This is a genomic window from Nocardia mikamii NBRC 108933, from assembly GCF_001613505.1.
Taxonomy (GTDB): Bacteria; Actinomycetota; Actinomycetes; order Mycobacteriales; family Mycobacteriaceae; genus Nocardia; species Nocardia mikamii.
On record NZ_BDCM01000008.1, the window covers coordinates 116,798 to 134,762 of the forward strand.

General features: G+C 67.8%; 19 protein-coding genes. 9 read left to right on the top strand and 10 right to left on the bottom strand.

Features of this window, described 5'->3' with window-relative positions:
- Positions 1-12 precede the first annotated feature (12 nt).
- Positions 13-1,158 (top strand): acyl-CoA dehydrogenase family protein, encoded by a 1,146-nt coding sequence (locus NMI01S_RS11095; protein WP_062996258.1) that lies wholly within the window; start codon positions 13-15, stop codon positions 1,156-1,158.
- Entirely contained in the window at positions 1,142-1,798 is a 657-nt protein-coding gene (locus NMI01S_RS11100; RefSeq protein ID WP_051042408.1) for a TetR/AcrR family transcriptional regulator, read from the top strand. Before NMI01S_RS11095 ends, NMI01S_RS11100 begins: the two co-directional genes overlap by 17 nt.
- A gap of 24 nt (positions 1,799-1,822) precedes the next feature.
- Here the strand turns inward: NMI01S_RS11100 and NMI01S_RS11105 are convergent, their stop codons facing one another.
- The 5 genes from NMI01S_RS11105 to NMI01S_RS36640 all read right to left on the bottom strand — a co-directional run bounded on the left by NMI01S_RS11105 (position 1,823) and on the right by NMI01S_RS36640 (position 6,163).
- Positions 1,823-2,863 carry a DNA polymerase domain-containing protein gene (locus NMI01S_RS11105; protein ID WP_062996260.1) on the bottom strand — a complete coding sequence of 347 codons (1,041 nt, stop codon included), beginning with the start codon at positions 2,861-2,863 and terminating at the stop codon, positions 1,823-1,825.
- Complete coding sequence (locus NMI01S_RS11110) at positions 2,860-3,954, bottom strand: ATP-dependent DNA ligase (protein WP_084512855.1); 1,095 nt, start codon at positions 3,952-3,954, stop codon at positions 2,860-2,862. The genes NMI01S_RS11105 and NMI01S_RS11110 overlap by 4 nt, the downstream gene beginning before the upstream one ends.
- Positions 3,955-4,082: 128 nt before the next feature.
- A complete protein-coding gene (locus tag NMI01S_RS11115) occupies positions 4,083-4,466 on the bottom strand; it encodes a cold-shock protein (RefSeq protein ID WP_063920707.1) in 384 nt (127 codons plus the stop codon).
- A 33-nt stretch (positions 4,467-4,499) separates the two neighbouring features.
- Complete coding sequence (locus NMI01S_RS11120) at positions 4,500-5,606, bottom strand: SPFH domain-containing protein (protein WP_062996262.1); 1,107 nt, start codon at positions 5,604-5,606, stop codon at positions 4,500-4,502.
- A gap of 14 nt (positions 5,607-5,620) precedes the next feature.
- Positions 5,621-6,163 carry an NfeD C-terminal domain-containing protein gene (locus NMI01S_RS36640; protein WP_501193596.1) on the bottom strand — a complete coding sequence of 181 codons (543 nt, stop codon included), beginning with the start codon at positions 6,161-6,163 and terminating at the stop codon, positions 5,621-5,623.
- Between NMI01S_RS36640 and NMI01S_RS11130 the strand changes: the two genes are divergently transcribed.
- From NMI01S_RS11130 to NMI01S_RS11140, 3 genes are all read left to right on the top strand, one after another.
- Complete coding sequence (locus NMI01S_RS11130; protein ID WP_062996263.1) at positions 6,057-7,598, top strand: DHA2 family efflux MFS transporter permease subunit; 1,542 nt, start codon at positions 6,057-6,059, stop codon at positions 7,596-7,598. The genes NMI01S_RS36640 and NMI01S_RS11130 overlap by 107 nt on opposite strands.
- A gap of 273 nt (positions 7,599-7,871) precedes the next feature.
- The gene (locus tag NMI01S_RS11135; RefSeq protein WP_062996265.1) at positions 7,872-8,252 is read left to right on the top strand and encodes a hypothetical protein; all 381 of its coding nucleotides are present in this window, start codon (positions 7,872-7,874) and stop codon (positions 8,250-8,252) included.
- Complete coding sequence (locus NMI01S_RS11140; protein ID WP_062996267.1) at positions 8,249-8,836, top strand: hypothetical protein; 588 nt, start codon at positions 8,249-8,251, stop codon at positions 8,834-8,836. Before NMI01S_RS11135 ends, NMI01S_RS11140 begins: the two co-directional genes overlap by 4 nt.
- 6 nt (positions 8,837-8,842) lie before the next feature.
- On the opposite strand, the gene NMI01S_RS11145 is transcribed toward NMI01S_RS11140, so the two are convergent.
- Positions 8,843-10,324, bottom strand: coding sequence for an MFS transporter (locus NMI01S_RS11145; protein WP_062996270.1), 1,482 nt, complete (start codon positions 10,322-10,324; stop codon positions 8,843-8,845).
- Positions 10,325-10,377: 53 nt separating this feature from the next.
- Between NMI01S_RS11145 and NMI01S_RS11150 the strand changes: the two genes are divergently transcribed.
- Positions 10,378-11,175, top strand: a complete 798-nt coding sequence (locus NMI01S_RS11150) for a TetR/AcrR family transcriptional regulator (protein ID WP_084512867.1) — start codon at positions 10,378-10,380, stop codon at positions 11,173-11,175.
- Here the strand turns inward: NMI01S_RS11150 and NMI01S_RS11155 are convergent.
- The 3 genes from NMI01S_RS11155 to NMI01S_RS11165 all read right to left on the bottom strand — a co-directional run bounded on the left by NMI01S_RS11155 (position 11,144) and on the right by NMI01S_RS11165 (position 14,348).
- The gene (locus tag NMI01S_RS11155; RefSeq protein ID WP_062996272.1) at positions 11,144-11,743 is read right to left on the bottom strand and encodes a dihydrofolate reductase family protein; all 600 of its coding nucleotides are present in this window, start codon (positions 11,741-11,743) and stop codon (positions 11,144-11,146) included. The genes NMI01S_RS11150 and NMI01S_RS11155 overlap by 32 nt on opposite strands.
- Positions 11,744-11,829: 86 nt before the next feature.
- On the bottom strand, positions 11,830-12,456 hold the full coding sequence (locus tag NMI01S_RS11160) for a TetR/AcrR family transcriptional regulator (protein WP_062996274.1): 627 nt from the start codon (positions 12,454-12,456) through the stop codon (positions 11,830-11,832).
- A 23-nt stretch (positions 12,457-12,479) separates the two neighbouring features.
- Positions 12,480-14,348 carry a Na+/H+ antiporter gene (locus NMI01S_RS11165; RefSeq protein WP_062996443.1) on the bottom strand — a complete coding sequence of 623 codons (1,869 nt, stop codon included), beginning with the start codon at positions 14,346-14,348 and terminating at the stop codon, positions 12,480-12,482.
- A gap of 112 nt (positions 14,349-14,460) precedes the next feature.
- Between NMI01S_RS11165 and NMI01S_RS11170 the strand changes: the two genes are divergently transcribed.
- Positions 14,461-15,894 carry an FtsW/RodA/SpoVE family cell cycle protein gene (locus NMI01S_RS11170; protein WP_062996277.1) on the top strand — a complete coding sequence of 478 codons (1,434 nt, stop codon included), beginning with the start codon at positions 14,461-14,463 and terminating at the stop codon, positions 15,892-15,894.
- Between the two features lie 208 nt (positions 15,895-16,102).
- Here the strand turns inward: NMI01S_RS11170 and NMI01S_RS11175 are convergent, their stop codons facing one another.
- Positions 16,103-16,996 carry a helix-turn-helix transcriptional regulator gene (locus tag NMI01S_RS11175; protein WP_218020975.1) on the bottom strand — a complete coding sequence of 298 codons (894 nt, stop codon included), beginning with the start codon at positions 16,994-16,996 and terminating at the stop codon, positions 16,103-16,105.
- A gap of 173 nt (positions 16,997-17,169) precedes the next feature.
- Here NMI01S_RS11175 and NMI01S_RS11180 point away from each other — a divergent pair, with 173 nt between their 5' ends.
- Both NMI01S_RS11180 and NMI01S_RS11185 read left to right on the top strand, forming a co-directional pair.
- Complete coding sequence (locus NMI01S_RS11180) at positions 17,170-17,493, top strand: hypothetical protein (protein WP_157126129.1); 324 nt, start codon at positions 17,170-17,172, stop codon at positions 17,491-17,493.
- A gap of 122 nt (positions 17,494-17,615) precedes the next feature.
- The gene (locus NMI01S_RS11185; protein ID WP_062996445.1) at positions 17,616-17,945 is read left to right on the top strand and encodes a carboxymuconolactone decarboxylase family protein; all 330 of its coding nucleotides are present in this window, start codon (positions 17,616-17,618) and stop codon (positions 17,943-17,945) included.
- Positions 17,946-17,965 lie beyond the last annotated feature (20 nt).

Sequence of the window (17,965 nt, forward strand, 5' to 3'; positions counted from 1 at the left end):
AAGGAAGTAACGATGGCGCGCGCCGCGTGGAGCGACGATGAGGTCGAGGCCGTCCGGGATCTGGCGAAGACCTTCTTCGAGAAGGAAGTCCTGCCGAACGAGGAGAAGTTCGTCGCGCAGGGGCATCCGGACCGCGAACTGTACAACCGGGCGGGTGAGCTGGGTCTGCTGTGCGCCGCGATTCCGTCCGAATACGGCGGCGGCGGTGGCACTTTCGCGCACGAGGCGGCGTTGATCGAGGCGCAGTCCTATGCCGGTGACGGCTCACTGGGTATGCCGGTGCATTCGTCGATCATCGCGCCCTACATCCATCACTTCGGGTCCGAGGACCTCAAGCGCCGGGTGCTGCCGAAGGCGGCCAGCGGTGAGATGGTGCTGTCGATCGGCATGACCGAGCCGGGGACGGGGTCGGATCTGCAGAACATCAAGACTCGCGCGGTGCGCGAGGGCGACGAGTACGTGATCACCGGGTCGAAGATCTTCATCTCCAACGGCTGGTTGTGCGACGGCATCATCATCGCGGCCAAGACCGATCCGACGAAGGGCGCGGCGGGTGTGTCGCTGATCTTCGCCGAGGTGAGCGACGAGACGCCCGGTTTCCGGCGCGGCCGGATCCTGAACAAGATCGGCGGTAAGGCGCAGGACACCGCGGAGTTGTTCTTCGACGGCCTGCGGGTGCCGGCGTCGAATCTGCTGGGTGAGGCCGAGGGGCAGGGCTTCTATCAGATGATGCAGCTGCTGGCGCAGGAGCGGCTGGTGACCGCGATCATGGCGGTGTCGATGATGGAGCGGGCGGTGGAGTTGACCGTCGAATACACCAAGGGTCGTGAGGCTTTCGGCAAGCCGCTGTTCGCGATGCAGAACACGAAGTTCGAGCTGGCCGAGTGTGCGACGATCGCGCGGGTGAGCCGGACGTTCCTCGACGATGCGATCGGCAAGCATCTGCGGGGTGAGCTGGACATTCCCACCGCTGCGATGTCGAAGTACTGGCTTACCGACCAGTTGGGTATTGTGGTGGACCGCTGTCTGCAACTGTTCGGTGGTTATGGATACATGACGGAGTACCCGATTTCCCAGCTGTACACCGGTGCGCGCGTGCTGCGCATCCTCGCCGGTTCCAACGAGGTGATGAAGGATCTCATTGCCCGCTCACTCTGACACCACGACCCAGCCGGTGCCGGCCGATGCCGATTCGGCTCGGCGGCGCCGGCTGGAGCCGGACGAACGGCGCGCCCAGATTCTGGCCTGCGCCATCGAGATGTTCGGCGAACGCCCCTATGCGGCGGTGTCGACCGCTGAACTCGCGCAGCGCGCGGGGGTGGCGCGCGGGCTGATCAATCACTATTTCGGCAACAAGCGCGATCTGTATCTGGCGGTGGTGCGGCGGATGGTGACGTTGCCGCGCGCCGATTACATGGTGATGCCCACGGGTACGCCGCGCGAGCGGGTGGATGCGAGCGTGTCGTGGCTGCTGGACACGATCAGCGGTTTGGGCAGTACCTGGGTGAAGGTGACCGGGCACGAGGGGATCGGGGACGATCCGGAGGTGCAGCGCATCCTGGACGAGGCCGACGACGCGGCGGCCGACCGGTTGTTGCAGATGGTGGGCCTGTCCGGGTCGGCGCGCGACGACGAGTTGCGGGCCCTGGTCCGCGCCTACAGCGGTATGGTGAAAACCGCTGGGCGCGAATGGATTACGCGCCGCAGCTTGAATCGTGAGCAGGTGCATCATCTGCTCGCGGATGTGCTGATGGCGTTGGTCGAGACCACGTTCCCGCGGATCGAGCAGGCTCGCTGACGGCGCCGCCGAGGGTGTGAGTCCTCAGCCGGGGGTGCGGGCGCGGCTGGGTTGGACGCGCGGTGGTTCGTTGGGCATCTTCGGGTAGTTCGGTGGCCAGGGTGCGTCGAGCAGGCCGGAGTCGAAGTCGCAGCGCGACATTTCGAGCAGCGGCTGGATCGATTGCGGGGTGCGGTCGGCCCAGGGGTCGCCGGATGCGGCGAGCCGTTCGGGGACCGTGGCGATGGTGAGTTCGTCCGGCACGATCGCATCCAATGCGTCCCAGGCGATGGGGGTCGAGACCTGGGCGCCGACCTTGGGGCGCACACACCAGGCGCCGAAGACGGTCTTGTGTGGTGCGTTCTGGTTGTAGTCGATGAAGACGCGTTGTCCGCGTTCCTCTTTCCACCAGTTGGCGGTGATCAGGTCGGGGTGGCGTCGTTCGAGTTCGCGGGCCATGGCGACCGCGGCGGCGCGGACCTGGTAGCCGTCCCAGACGGGTTCGAGGACGGCGTAGATGTGCAGGCCGCGGGATCCGGAGGTTTTGACGCGGGCGTCGATGCCGAGTTCGGCGAGCAGCTCGCGGGTGAGGACGGCGACATGGCGCAGGTCGTCGAAGCCGATGCCGGGGGAGGGGTCGAGGTCGATGCGCAGTTCGTCGCTGATGTCGAGGTCGCCGATCTCGCCTTCGGTGCGGGCCGGGACTCCGCCTGCGGGAACGTGATTGGGCCAGACGTGGAAGCCGAGGCAGCCGAGGTTGACCGCCCAGAGGATGTGGGCGAGGTCGGCGGCGACCAGGGCGTCGCTGGCGGTGCCGTTGGGGGTGGAGACCTGCACGGTCTGTAACCAGTCGGGGACCGATTTCGGGACGCGTTTCTGGAACCAGGATTTGCCGCCGGCGCCGTCGGGATAGCGTTCGAGCAGCACGGGGCGGTTGCCGATGGTGCGCAGCAGAGGTTGGGCCACGGCCTGGTAGTAGCGGACGAGGTCGAGTTTGGTTTCGCCGCGTTTGCTGAAGTAGATCTTGTCGGGGTTGCTGATGCGGACGGTCACGCCGTCGGTGTCGATGTCGATGGCTTCGCTCACGGCTGGGCCTGCGCTTTCGCGGCGGTGAAGATGTCGGCGAGTTCGGCGGGCGCGACTTCTTCGAGTTGGGCGTAGGTGCACGATCGCGGGGTGCGGTCGTCGCGGAAGCGGACCAGGCGCCCGCCGTGGCGTAATCGCCCGGCCATGAGGTGCTCGTAGCGGACCTCGGCGACCAGTTCGGGCCGCAGGGGTTCCCAGGACAGGTCCTTGCCGCCGGTCCAGCGGCTGATGCCGCCGGGCATCTTGCCTTCGGCCTTGGCTTGGGCGGCGGCGTCGGCCCAGGTGCGCCAGGGGTGGTTGTCGAGTGCGCCTTCGCGCAGCGGCGCCAGTTCGTCGACGAGTTGCCGGCGGCGGGCGGCGGTGAAGCTGCTGGCGACGCCGACGTGGTGCAGGTTGCCGTCCTCGTCGTAGAGGCCCAGTAGCAGGGAGCCGACGCCTTGGCCGTCCTTGTGCCAGCGGAACCCGGCGACGACGCAGTCGGCGGTGCGTTCGTGTTTGACCTTGACCATGACGCGTTTGTCCTGCATGTAGGGCAGGTCGCGGGATTTGACCATCACGCCGTCGAAGCCGGCGCCCTCGAATCGGGTGAACCAGTCCTGGGCGGTGTCGGGGTCGGAGGTGAGGGGAGTGAGGTGGATGCCCTCGTGTGGGGTGTCGAGGATCGATTCCAGCAGTTGCCGGCGTTCGTGGAAGGGCCGGGTGGTCAGGTCGTCGTCGCCGAGGGCGAGCAGATCGAAGGCGACGAAGCCGGCGGGTGTTTCGACGCTGAGTTTGTTCACGCGGGAGGCCGCGGGGTGCAGGCGGTTCTGCAGGACGTCGAAATCGAGGCCGTGTTCGGTGACGACGACGATTTCACCGTCGAGGACGCACCGCGGGGGCAGCGCCGCGTCGAGCAGCCGCACCACTTCCGGAAAATAGCGGGTGAGTGGCCGGTCGTTGCGGGAACCGAGTTCGATATCGGTGCCGTCGCGAAAGACGATGCATCGGAAGCCGTCCCATTTGGGCTCGTAGAGGAGCGTGTCCTCGCGAGGCAGGGCGCCGGCGGATTTGGCCAGCATCGGTTTCACCGGCGGCGTGACGGGCAGGTCCACGCGATCCTCCTCGGGTCGGTCTCACCCATGCCGACGGTGCGGGCGGGAGAAATTCATCGCCCGCATCGTCGTCATGATCGTAGGCCGAGAGCCGCCGCCCGCGGTCGCGGGACATTCGCCCGTTCCGGTCAGCTCTCCAGCCAGCCGTGCTGGTCGGCGAATTCGGCGAGCCGGTCGCGGATGGTGATGATCTCGCCGGCGGTGAGGGCGGGGCTGGCGTCGAGCAGCAGTTCGGTGATCAGCCGTTTGTGTTCGGCGGCGGTGAGCTGGCCGGAGCCGCGGCCGCGATGGCGCGGTGGCGCCGGTGCGCCGCCGACCGCGGTCAGGTTGACCGCCTTGGGTCCTCGATCACCCTCGGTGACATCGAATTCGAATACTCGCCCCTGCCGCAGTTCGTCCTCGTCCAATCCGATGTCGTTCACATGAACGAATACGTCCGGCCCGCCGTCTTCGGGACGGATGAATCCGAACCCCCGAGAACTGTCGAAGGACACCAATTTCCCGATCGACACCTACACCTGCTCCTCATAGCCGTCCGTGTGCGGTCACTCTATCGGTGCCCCGGAGTGGTTGTCGGTGGAAAGAGCCTTTTGCAGCGAGTTGAATACGGTCAATCCCTGCCCGACCATTCCGTTGACCAATTCGCCGACGCCATCGGGTCCGTTGAGGACGGTCAGATTGGCGTTGGACAGGCCGAGCGCTGCCTGTTTGACGATTTCGGGGAGTTGCTCGATCAGCAACTGGTCCAACGCGATTCGGTTGTTGGAGGCGGCCGCCTCGGCCTGGATGCGGGTGCGGTCGGCCTCGGCCTGGGCGAGCACGCGCACGCGTTCGGCTTCGGCTTCGGCGGGTTTGACGACCTCGGCCTGCAATTGCTGTTCGCGCAGCTGTGCTTCCTTGCGGGCGCGTTCGGCCTGTGCGGTGAGCACCTCCTGCAGGGCGATGGCTTCGGCGAGGGGGCCGGCCTGGCCGGCCTCGGCTTTGGCCTTGTCGATGTCGCGCTGGTATTCGGCCTGCAGAATCGCGGTCTGGCGTTGATATTCGGCCTGTTTGCGCAGCGATTCCTGTTCGGCTTCGGCGGCGAGCTGGGCGGCGGCGGCCTGGGCGATCTGGGCGTCGCGCTGCACGGCGGCGTTGTGGGGTGCGGCGAGGGCGGCGATGTAGCCGAGGCCGCCGTCGTCGATGGACTGGATCTGGAACGAGTCGACCCACAGTCCGATGTTGCTCATCTCCACCTTGGAGGCGACCAGAACCTCGTCGGCGAGTTTCTGGCGTTCGCGGATGATCTCCTCGACGGTCATGGAACCGACGATGGAGCGCAGGTGGCCGGAGAAGATGCGCCCGGTCAGCACCGACATCTCGCGTTCCTGTTCGGACAGGAATCGCTGAGCGGCGTTGACCACCGACTGGGTGTCGTTGGCGACCTTGAAGGCGATGACCGCGCGCACGTCGAGCTGGATGGCTTGACGGGTGACGCAGCGTTCCTGGATCTCGGATTCGAACATCGCGAGCGACAGGTAGCTGACCTTGCGGAAGAACGGCATCACCCAGGCGCCGTGGCCGGTGATGACGCGGAAGGGGGCGTTGTCCTTGGCGCGGCCGCCGCTGATCAGCATGGCCTCGTCGGGATCGGGCACGTGATAGCCCAGCACTGGTGTCTCCCTTGTTATTTCGTTGTCTGCCCACCCGGTGCGAAGTCCAGCGGGATCCACTCGACGACATCGACGATCCGGCCGGGATGCACCGCGACCACGAGTACGGTGGTGCCGGCGTCCAAGGGTTCGGTGGATCGCGCGATGTACAGCTCGGTGCCCCCTCTGATCGCGACCAGGACCTCCCCGAGCATGCCTGCGCCCCGGATCGGCGATGTGAGCCTACCGGTCGAACCGAGCACCGGGTCTTCTATCGCGGGGAACTCCTTGCCGGACAACGAATGAACGGGTGGGAACCAATGTAGTGCGGGCGCCGGGACCGCGCCGGGCGGGCTCTGCGGTGACCGCGGGCGGAACGGACGAATCGGGCACGAAAGTCGGAGGTTTCGATATGACCTCTCCTGGGAAACGGGTCTGGTCAAGCGATCGGTCACCTGGCAGGCTGAAGCGGTGACCTCTCCTCCGGATATTCCTGCGGCGACGTCGGATCCCACGTCCGACTCACTCGATGCCGCCGTGTTCAAGGTAGCCGGTGTGGTCGTGCTCGGCGCGATCATGTCGATCCTGGACGTGACCGTCGTGACCGTCGCGTTGCCGACGTTCCAGCACGAATTCGACACCAGCTACGCCATCGCGGCCTGGACGATGACCGGCTACACCCTGGCCCTGGCCAGCGTGATCCCGCTGACCGGCTGGGCCGCCGACCGCTTCGGCACCAAACGTCTCTACATCCTGGCCCTGACGTTCTTCATCCTCGGCTCGGTGCTGTGCTCCACGGCCTGGAACATCGAGTCGCTCATCGCGTTCCGCGTCGTGCAGGGCCTCGGCGGCGGCATGCTGATGCCGCTGGGTATGACGATCATGACCCACGCGGCCGGACCGCAGCGGATCGGCCGGGTGATGGCGGTTCTGGGTGTGCCGATGCTGCTGGGCCCGATCCTCGGGCCGATTCTCGGTGGCTGGCTGATCGGCAGTTTCAGCTGGCACTGGATCTTCCTGATCAACCTGCCCGTCGGTGTGGTCGCGTTGATCCTGGCTGTCGTGGTACTGCCGTCGGACCGGCCCGAACCCTCGGAATCGTTCGATTTTCTCGGGATGCTGCTCGCGTCACCGGGATTGGCGCTGTTCCTGTTCGGGGTGTCCTCGATTCCCGAACAGCACACGGTGGCCTCGGCGCGGGTGCTGGTGCCGGCCGCGATCGGCCTGGTGCTGATGGTCGGTTTCGTCTTCCACGCGCTGCGCACCGAACATCCGCTGATCGATCTGCATCTGTTCCGCAATCGCCAGCTGACCTTCGCCGTGCTGACCGCGGTGTTCTTCGCGGTGGCGTTCTTCGGTTCCGGTCTGCTGCTGCCCAGCTATCTCCAGCAGGTGCAGGGTAAGTCGACGCTGGTGACCGGATTGCTCATCGCGCCACAGGGTTTGGGCGCGATGATCACCATGCCGATCGGCGGCAAACTGGTCGACAAGATCGGCCCCGGCAAGGTGGTGATGAGCGGTCTGGCCGTCATCGCGGTGAGCATGGTGTTCTTCACCCAGCTCTCGGCCGATACGTCGCTGCCGTTGATGTGTGTGGCGCTGTTCGTGATGGGTCTGGGCATGGGCTGCACGATGATGCCGACCATGACCGCCGCGATCCAGACGCTGACCCACGCGCAGGTGGCGCGCGGTTCGACCTTGATGAACATCGTCAACCAGGCGGCCGGTTCGATCGGTACCGCGATCATGTCGGTGCTGCTGACCAACATGCTGGAGAACCGTCCGCTGGCGCAGGCGGCGATCGGATCGCAGTTCGATCCGACCATCGCGCAGAAGCTGCCCCCCGAGCAGCTCGACGCCGGATTCGATCAGGCCGCCACCGCCTACGCGCACACCTACATCGTCGCCCTGGTACTGGTTCTGGTGACGTTGATCCCGGCGGCGTTCCTGCCGCGCTCCAAACCGAAACTGCCCCAGGAAGGTGCCGATGCGCCGGTGCTGATGGGGCACTGACCGTCGAGGGCCGAGCCCTCGTTCACCGACGGCGATCGTGCATCGACTGCACGGACGCGCCACATGCCGTCCGGGCGTGGCCTTCGGGCCGGCCCGGGCGGCATGCGGCGTTCCGGCGCGGGTCGTCCGGGGCGCCGCGGCGATCGCTGCTGAATTGCTGCCAACGTTCCGGTGACAGTTGGATCACTTTGGATGAACTCGTGGCGATTCGAGTTGTACTTTTGAATTCCCAGTTCAAATGCACCGACGAGCGGGTGAACGAAAGGGGCGGTCATGCCGTTGCGCAAGAGTTTGCTGGGATCGCGAACCGGGTCGGTGGGCGCGAAAACCGTCACGTCCGTTCGCGTATCACTGACCCCGGAAGCGTTGACCACCGGCGGCCTGCTGCTCACCGCCGCCGGACTCGCCCTGCTCGGTCCCCTGCTCGCGGCGATGCTGATCCGGGCCAGTGGCGCGGGCCGCACCGACGCGGCGGCGACGACACCGCTGGTGCTGGCGATGCTCGCCGTGATCGTCGCTGTGGCGAGCGGTTTCGCTCTGTTCGTCTCCGCGTGGCGGCGGGCCCACACTCCGGCGACCGGACGCGTGCGCGGCGTCTCGACGGTGCGCGCCGAATCGGTGCGCTCCGAATTAGACAGCGGCGGTGGGCGATGAGTATCGCCGATATCGAACGGGTGCGGCCCGATCGGCTGCGGTGCCGGCAGCTGCGGGTGCTGGCCGTGGTCACGAACGAATCCGGTTGCCGCGACGCGACTCAGGTGCTGCTGGAGCGGGCATATCGCCGCTGGTCGGGTCGACCGGACTGTGATCACTTCCCGCCTGTGCAGCGCTGGCGGGCTGTCGAACCGGGGTATCTGGACGGGGCGGAGTTGCTGCCGGGCTCGCTGATCGCCGCGGCGGCGGCGGGGCATCGTCCGCGTATTCGCGATCTGTCGCTCGGGGTGCAGGCCGCGCTCGTGCTGCATTCGGGATGTCCGGCGCTGGTCGAGGAGACGATGCTGCCGGGCGCGGGCCGCGGGGCGCTCGCGCAGGGGTCGCGGCGTGGTCTGTTCGTCTCCGTCTACGGGTTGCCCGAGGACGATATGACGCTGGCCGAAAGCGTGCTGGCCGGATATGCCGGGCTGGGCGCGCTGACGGTGGTGGAACGGTTCTCCCGGTGGCTGCCCGACAATGCCTCTCGTCCAACGGTATCGGTCCCCGCGCGCACTGCGGGGACCGATCCGCGTGCCGTGGCGTGAAGCGGTTCAGCTCGCCTGTGCCGGTTCGGGGTGCGGAGCCGGTTGCGCGGCGCGGTGGCGCAGCAGTACCAGGCCCAGCAGCGCGGCCGCGAGGCTGAAACCGGCGCTGATCCACGCCCCGTAGGACATGGCCGTGGTGAACGCCGACTTCGCCGGTTCGCCGAAGCCGAGAGCGAAGGCGTTGCCGATGTTCTCGCGCGCCGCCGCCGGGACGTCGGCCGGCATGTGCGAGGTGAACACGCCCGCCAGCACACTGCCGAGCACCGCGATGCTGACGGCCATACCCACCTGCTGGATGGTGTCGTTCATCGCCGAGCCCACACCGGCGTGCTCGAGCGGGATCGCGCTCATGATCGCGGCATAGGCCGCGGGGCCGGCGAGGCCACCCCCGACGCCCATCACCAGCATCGAGGTGAGCACCCACGCGTAGCTGTCGGCGTTGGCGAGGATGACGAACGCCGCGGCCATCACCGCCAAGCCGGCGACGATGAGGGTTTTGTTGCTCAGCTTCTTGCCGAGAGTGGCGCCCAGCCCATTGCACACCGCGGCGGCCACGGCGTAGGGCAGCAGTGCCAGCCCCGCTTTCATCGGGCCGTATCCGAGGACGAACTGCAGGTACTGGGTGAGCATCAGCATCACCGCGCCCATGCCGAACACCATCAGCAGCAGCGTCAGGCAGGTGCCGGTGAAGTCGCGATTGCGGAACACCGCCAGCGGCAGCATCGGATGCGGCGAGCGGTACTCCCAGTAGGTGAATCCGGCCGCGGCCACCACCGCGAGCGCGATGACGGGGATATTCCATTCGCGTTCGATGATCACGTAGACGGTCGCGGTGAGCGCCGCGATCGACAGCAGGACGCCGACGAGGTCGACCGGTCGTTGCTGCCCGTAGGTTTCGGGCATCAGGACCACCGCGGCGATGATGGCGACGATCGCGACGGGGATGTTGAGCAGGAAGACCGACCCCCACCAGAAGTGCTGCAGCAGAAAACCGCCCAGGGTGGGGCCGAGGACGATGCCGACCATCGACACCGTCGACCAGCCGGCCATCGCCTTGCGGCGTTCGTCCTCCTCGAAGGTCGTCATCAGGATCGACAGGGTCGAGGGCATGAGCAGCGAACCGCCGACGCCCATCGCGGCGCGGGCGGCGATCACCTGCCACGGTTCGCTGGCCAGGACCGCCAGCAGTGACGCCGCGCCGAAGACCGCGAGTCCGGTGATGAGCATGCGGCGGCGGCCGAACCGGTCGGACAGGCTGCCTGCGGTGAGCAGGAGTCCGGCGAAGACCAGGACGTAGGCGTCGAGGATCCACTGGATGTCGGACGGGCTCGCGCCCAGTTCCCGGATCAGGGACGGGATGGCCAGGTTGAGGACGGTGCCGTCGATCATCAGCACCAGCAGGGACAGGCAGAGCACACCCAGGATCCACCAGCGGCGGGGATCGCGCGAGGGCGTCTCGGCGGATTCTCGTACAGTGTTCGATTCCACTCGAGCAGCGTACGATAAACTCGAACAGTGTGCGAGGCAATTACAGTGGTGCCGTGACCAAACCGTTCAGCTCGGTGTGGATGCGGCAGGCCCGCCCGCCCAGGAGGTCGGGGCTGACCCGCGATCAGATCGTCGCGGCCACCGTGGAACTGCTCGACGCCGACGGCCTCGACGCGCTGAGCATGCGCAAACTCGGCGCGCGCCTCAACGCCGGGGCGACCAGCCTCTACTGGTATGTGGCCAACAAGGACGAGCTCCTGGAATTGGCGCTCGACGAGGTCTGGGGACTGGTCGAGACACCAGATCCCGACCACGCGAACTGGCGGGAGGTCTTCACCACCTTCGCCTACAGTCTGCGCGCCACCATCCGATCGCATCCGTGGGCGGCGAGCCTGCTGGGACAGCTGCCCAGCGTCGGCCCCCACGCCTTCGCGCTCACCGACCGGCTGCGCCGCACCTGCCTGCGGGCCGGATTCGACGGCACCGACGTCTACCTGGCCACCGCCCTGGTGATGAGTTTCATTCTGGGACAGGTGATTCCGGAACTGACCTACCGCAAGGCCGTCGGCGGCGAGGTCGACCACCAATCGGTGCTCGCCTCGATGGACCAGCTGGCCGCGGACTATCCGCAACTGCGCGCCGACTACCGCGACGCGCTACCACAGGATCCGGAGGTGGCACGAGCGCTGGCGTTCGACTTCGGCCTGGTCTGTGTCCTGGACGGGATGGCCGCGCGTCTGGGTGAGCCGCCCACGGCCGATCTGGGCCGCCCCGGTACGGCACCGCACGAGGAGCCGGAAGCGTCGCCGCACCCGGAACTCAGCGGCGCACCCGATAACGCAGGTGAGTGACCCGTTTGCCCGCCACGACAACCGGATCCTCCAGCAGGTGCGGTGCGGCGCCGAGATGATCGAACATCGGTGTGCCGCCGCCGAGCAGCACCGGCACCAGATCGATCCAGATCTCGTCGAGCAGTCCGGCCTCGAGGGTCTGGCGGGCCATCGTGCCGCCGTTGACGCCCACCGCCCGGTCGCCGGCGATCGCGGCCGCGCGCTCGATCGCGGCCTCGATCCCGTCGGTGACGAAGGTGAACGGCGCCCCGGGATGCGAGTCGATCCACTGCTGCGGAATGCGATGGGTGACAACGACTATCGGCCGGTCGAACGGGTGGATCCCACCCCAGCCGTCGGTGAGGTCGAACAGCCGGCGCCCGACCACGAACACACCCACCGCGTCGAGATAGGCCGCGACATGGTCGTGATCGACCTCGGTCATCGCGAACCGCAACTCCGGATGGGTACTCGGGTAGACGCGGTCACCGGCCTCGTACCACGCGAACAGATGCTCGAATCCCGATTCCTCCGGCCCGGCGATATATCCGTCGAGCGACATACTCGCTCCGCACACCACTGTCGCCATCTCGTCGCTCCTTCGACTCTCCCACACGGGCTCTCACCGGGACAGACGAGCGCCGCGGCCGGAATTCACCGGCGCGGGCCGGGGAGTCAGCCGCGATACATCGACCGATACGCCCCGATCACCGCGACCAGATGGTCCACCACCTGATCGCGGTCGGCGCGCAGCGAGCCGTTGAGCCAGGCCGCGAACAGTCCGGCATTGCCCGAGGCCATGGTGACCGCGGCCATCCGCCGCCGCATCGGATCGTCGATATCGGTGAACAGATGATCCTGGATGAGCCGGGTGAACGTCGGCATCACCGCGATCGTGGTCTGGCCCAAACCGGTGCTCGAATACGGTTCGACCAGGAACAGTCGCGATTTGCGGGGATCGGCGAGGACCTTGTCGACCAGCACCCTCGCCAGTTCGCGGTCGCGGTCGGGATCGGCGGCCGCGGCGAAGGAGGTCATCGGTTCCCGGAAGTCGTCGGCGACCTGCCGGTAGAGCACGTCCAGCAGATCGTCGCGGCCGGTGAAACTTTCGTAGAAGTAGCGGTCGGTCAGCCCCGCGCGCCGGCACACCGCGCGCATGGTGACCGCGCCCGCCCCGGCCTCGCCGATCAGGTCCAACGCGGCCTCGAGCAACGCGGTCCGGCGCGCCTCGCGGCGCTCGGTGAGCGTGGTACCACCCCAGATGCGGGTGTCGTTGTCGGCGGAGTCCTGACCTGTTCGCACGGTCTCGAGCCTAACGGTTCGGTTCAGCCCAGGATTTCGTCGACATAACACCAGCGCCATTTCTCGCCGGGCTCCACACTGCGCATCACCGGATGCGTCGAGTCGTGGAAGTGCTTGGTGGCGTGGTTGCCGACCGAGGAATCGCAGCAGGCGATATGCCCGCAGGTCAGGCACATGCGCAGATGCACCCACGTCAACCCCTCGGCGACACATTCGGAACAGCAGTCGGGATGGTCGGGGGTGTGGGTGTGCGGTGCGGCGACGAGGTGTTCACAGCCGCCGGAGACCGGGGCGGCCAGGGGAGCGGCGGCCTCGTCGTCGTCGGCCTCGCTGATCCGGTCGATCGTCGACTCTTCCAGATCGATCGCGGTCATCACCTGTTCGAGTACTTCGTGGTCGATGCCGCCACCGTCGCGGGCGCGTAGCACCGCCTCGCGTTCGGCGTGCAGCATCACCAGCCGCAGCCGCCGGTATTCGCCGCTGGGGGTGACGCGCACCGACTCCGCGCGCCCGAGTTGTTCCCATGCCGCGTGGCTGCGCCGCGCCACCCGGTCGCGCAGGCTCGCCACCACCTCGGGCGGAGTTTCGGGGGCGACCGCCTCGTCGAGGGCCTCGAGTCCGGCGGTGGTGGCCTGCTGCAACAGCGCGGCCTCCTGCAGCGCGTCCTCGGCGCGACTGGGACCGCGCAGTTGCAGCACCCGCACCAGCGCAGGCAGCGAAATACCCTGCAGCAGCAGCGTTCCGCCTACCACGACGAGGGCCAGCAGTTTCAGCGTCGCCAGCTGCGGGGTGTCGTCGGGCAGCAGGGTGGCCGCGGCGAGGGTGACCACCCCGCGCATCCCGGCCCACGACACCACCGCCGGGCCGGTCCAGGTGGGTTTGGGTTTGCCGCGGGGGCGGCTTTCGACGAACCAGGAGAAGTAGGTGGCGGGAAAAACCCAGATCGGTCGCACCACGATGACGGTGACCAGCACGGCGACGGCGGTGAACACGATGGTGGCGTGGTCGAGTCCGCTGTGCCAGGCGTCGTCGACGATGTGGCGGACCTGCAGGCCGATCAGCAGGAATACCGCGCTCTCCAGCAGGAATTGGATGGTGCGCCAGTTGGTGCGTTCGGCCACGCGGGAGGCCGCCGACTGCCATACCGGGGCGCCCTGGCCGAGGATCAGCCCGCACACCACCACCGCGATCACGCCGGAGGCGTGTGCGGCCTCGGCGGGCAGATACGCCGCGAACGGCGCCAGCAACGACACCCCGGTGTCGAGCACCGGATCGGTGATGCGGCGGCGCACCAGCACCAGCACCGCGGCCGCGGCGATGCCGATGACCGCGCCACCGGCGGCCGCGTAGACGAAGTCGCCGCCGGCCTGCCACACACTGAAACTGCCCGCCATCGCGGCGATCGCGGTGCGCAACGCGACCAGCGCGGTGGCGTCGTTGAACAGCGATTCGCCCTCGAGCAGGGTGACGATGCGCCGCGGCATCCCGACCCGGCGGGCCACCGCGATCGCGGCCACCGCGTCCGGCGGCGCGACGATCGCGCCGAGTGCGACCGCGGCCGCGAACGGCACCGGCAGCAGCTGCCACACCACCGCCGCGACCGCGAAGGTGGTGGCCAGCACGAGGCCGACCGACAGCAGGGTGATCGAGACCTTCTTCGGTTTGAATTCCAGCAGCGAGGTGCTGATCGAGGCCGTGTACAGCAGCGGCGGCAGCAGACCCAGCAGCACCCACTCCGGATCGATGTCGATCTGCGGGACGAACGGCAGGTAGGAGGCGACGACCCCGGCGACGGTGAGCAGCAGTGGTTCGGCCATGCCGATACGGCGCGCCAGCGCCGCCAGCGCGACCGCCACGGCGAGCACGGCCACAACCCCGAACGCGATATGCACGTGCCCATCGTGCCAGTTGAGCCTGGTAGTTCGCGCATCCGGGCACCGGGGCCGGTCCGGGTGCGGCACGGCCGGACGGCACGCGGCGGCGGCGATCCGCATACTGGACACGATGAATGCGCTGCGGACCGGGATGTCATCGGGACCGATCGTGCGCGGTCGGCCGCGGCGTACGGAATTGATGTTGTGTACCGCGGCGGCGGTCGTGGTGAGTATCGCGGCGTGGATCATGTCCGCGGCCGCCGGTGGTGACGACGGCCGATCGCTGCAGTGGTCGTTGCTGGTGTTCGCCGGGCTGACGTTGCTGGCGCACCTGGCGGTGCGGCAGTTCGCCGCGCACGCCGATCCGGTGATCCTGCCGTGCGTGGTGTTGCTCAACGGGCTGGGGCTGGTGCTGATCGACCGGCTCGACCGGGCCGAGGCTGCGAGCGCCGCCGCCAAGGGCGTGGCCGCGCCGTCGTCGGACGCCGCGCACCAATTGATCTGGACCGCAGCGGGTATCGCGTTGTTCGCGCTGGTGCTGGTGGTGGTGCGCGACCACACACAGCCGGCCCGCTACGCCTACACGTGCGGGCTGGCGGGTGTGGTGGCGTTGCTGATCCCGGCGGTGCTGCCCGCCCGCTTCAGCGAGGTCAACGGCGGTAAGAGCTGGATCCTGTTCTCCGGGTTCTCGATTCAGCCCGGCGAATTCGCCAAGGTGCTGCTGCTGATCTTCGTGGCGGCGTTCCTGGTCGCCAACCGGGACCTGTTCGGCGCGGCCGGGCGGCGGGTGCTGGGGTTCACGGTGCCGCGGCTGCGCGATCTGGGTCCGCTGCTGGTGGTGACGTTCGTGTCGGTGCTGGTGCTGGTGTACGAGAAGAATCTGGGTTTCTCGCTGCTGGTGTTCGGCACGGTGCTGGCGATGGTGTACATCGCGACCGGGCGGGCGTCGTGGCTGCTGATCGGGGTGGCGATGTTCGCGGTCGGCGCCGTGGTCGCCTACCACCTGTTCGCGCACGTGCGGGTGCGGGTGCGGGTCTGGGAGGATCCGATGGCCACCTACTACACCAACGGCTATCAGATCGCGCAGGGATTGTTCGGGCTGGGCACCGGCGGACTGTGGGGGACCGGGCTCGGGGCGGGCCGGCCGCAGGAGGTGCCGTTCGCCAAAACCGACTTCATCATCTCCACCATCGGTGAGGAATTGGGGTTGTTCGGGCTGACGGCGGTGATTCTGCTGTTCGGGGTGATCACCGTGCGCGGTTTCGCCGCGGCGCTGGCCACGCGTGACGCGTTCGGGAAACTGCTCGGCGGCGGGCTCGCGTTCTCGGTGGGCTGGCAGCTGTTCGTGGTGATCGGCGGTGTGACCAAGCTGATTCCGCTGACCGGTCTGACCACGCCGTTCATGTCCTACGGCGGATCGTCGCTGCTGGCCAACTATGTGATCGTGGCACTGCTGATCCGCCTCTCCCACGACGCCCGCACCCAGGCCGCGCCGGCCGCGCCCCCACCGGCGCCGATCGCCGAGGCCATGACCGAACACATCCGACGTCCGCGCCCGCGATGAAAGCCGTTGCGCGGCAACGACTTACGCCCCCCGATCACCGTGTGCTCACCAGGTTCTCCGGTGTCCGGCCGGTGAGGAATCGACCACGGCGCGGCCGATGAGCCGCTACTTCGCGAACGAGCCGGCCCAGCTCGGCCCGACCGGCTACCGGCCACTGCGGGTACGCGACACCTTGTTCTGAGCAGCCTTGACAGCGTTGTCGGATCTCTCAGTTGCGAGGTGGGTTGCCAGTTTTGGAGGTCGTGCCGGTGGCGGAGGTGGTGTGGTCGGTGGCGGCCCAGCTGGCGAGCAGGGCGAGGTTGCCGGCCGATTCGGTGGCGGGTTCGGCGGTGTAGGCGGTGAGGATCAGCCCGGGCGCGGCGACGAGTTCCATGGAGTCGTAGGCGAGTTCGAGGTGTCCGACGGCGGGGTGGTGGAAGGTCTTGATCCCGCCGCGGTGGATGCGGACGTCGTGGGCGGCCCAGCGGGTGCGGAACGCTTCGCTGTGGGTGGCCAGTTCACCGATGAGCGCGGTGAGGTCCGGGTCGTCGGGGTGGCGGCCGGTCTCGGCGCGCAGCAGCGCGACAGCGACCGCGAGGGCGCCGTCGTGGTCGGGGTAGAAGTCGCCGGCGCGGGGATCGAGGAAGTCGAAGCGGGCGATATTGCCGCGGTATGCGGGATTGTCGAGCACCGGTGCGTAGAGGGCTCGCCCGAGCTGATTGCTCGCCAGGATGTCGAGACGGCCGTTGCGGACGAACGCGGCGGTGCCGGTCATGGAGTCCATCACCCGCTGCACACTCGCCGGGACCTGGACCTTGGCGAGGCGACGTGGGGTGCGGGCGGGTTTGGCGGTGCGGGCGAGGTTGAACAGGTGCTCGCGTTCGGCCTCGGTGAGCTGCAACGCGCGGGCCACCGCGGCGAGGACATCGTCGGAGACGCCGCCGACATGGCCCTTTTCCAGGCGGATGTACCAGTCGGTGCTGACTCCGGCGAGCACAGCGACCTCCTCGCGGCGCAGCCCCGGCACGCGGCGACGCCCACCTGCGGGGAGCCCTACGTGTTCGGGGGTGAGCTTGGCCCGACGTGTTGCCAGGAAGTCTCTGATCTCGGCTCGGTTGTCCACACCACCCACGGTACGAGGAACGCCACGGTGAGGGAGGTTGAATCAATACCCCCGTAACGCGCCCTCCCGCCCGGGCATGAACAGCGGTTTGCTGGATGCCGTGACCACGCCCTCCACTTCAGTACACCCGTGGGTGACACCGCCGCACGCACAAGCGTCCGGCCCGGTTACCCGTGCTGGTCATGCTCGATCGGCGCTGGCGGCGGCGATGCTGGGCTTCTTCGTCGGCACCGTGGACCCGGTCGGTGAACGTGACGCCGCCCTCGACCCGCGCCGACCTCGATGGTGGGGTGGCGGGGCTGCAGTGGATGCTCGGCGGCTATACCCTAATGTTTGCTGTCTTATTGCTGACGGCTGGGTCGATGAGCGATCGCGTCGGTGCTCCCCGCGCGTTCTCGGACGAAACGGTGGTGTTCGTGCTGGCTTCGATCGTGCGCGGTCTCGCCCGGCCCTGCCTGTGCTGGTGGGTGCGCGGTTCGCGCGGGGCGCGGCGATGATGCTCATCGGCGCCTGGTATCAGCACATCCGTCGCAATCCCGCAGGCCGCATCCGCGCCGGTGGCATCGACCGGCGTGCCCCGAACCACGACATCGCACCCCGACAACGAAAGGAAGCAGCGATGACCGAGGAACAGAGCACCGGCTGGACCGGTGGGCAGCGCGCGTTCGGCGACTTCGCGCCCGGCCTGGTCCACTACACCGACAAAGTTCTGTTCGACGAGGTGTGGGAACGCGAGGGCCTGTCCAAACGCGACCGCAGCCTGATCACCGTCGCCGCGCTCACCGCGATGGGCAAAACCGACCAGCTCACCTTTCACCTCGACTACGCCCGCCACAACGGCGTCACCGAGACCGAACTGAAAGAAGCGATCACCCACCTCGCCTTCTACACCGGCTGGCCCAACGGCATGAGCGCCATGACCGTCGCCAAACAGGTCTTCGACCAGTGAAGGACACGCCATCCACGAAG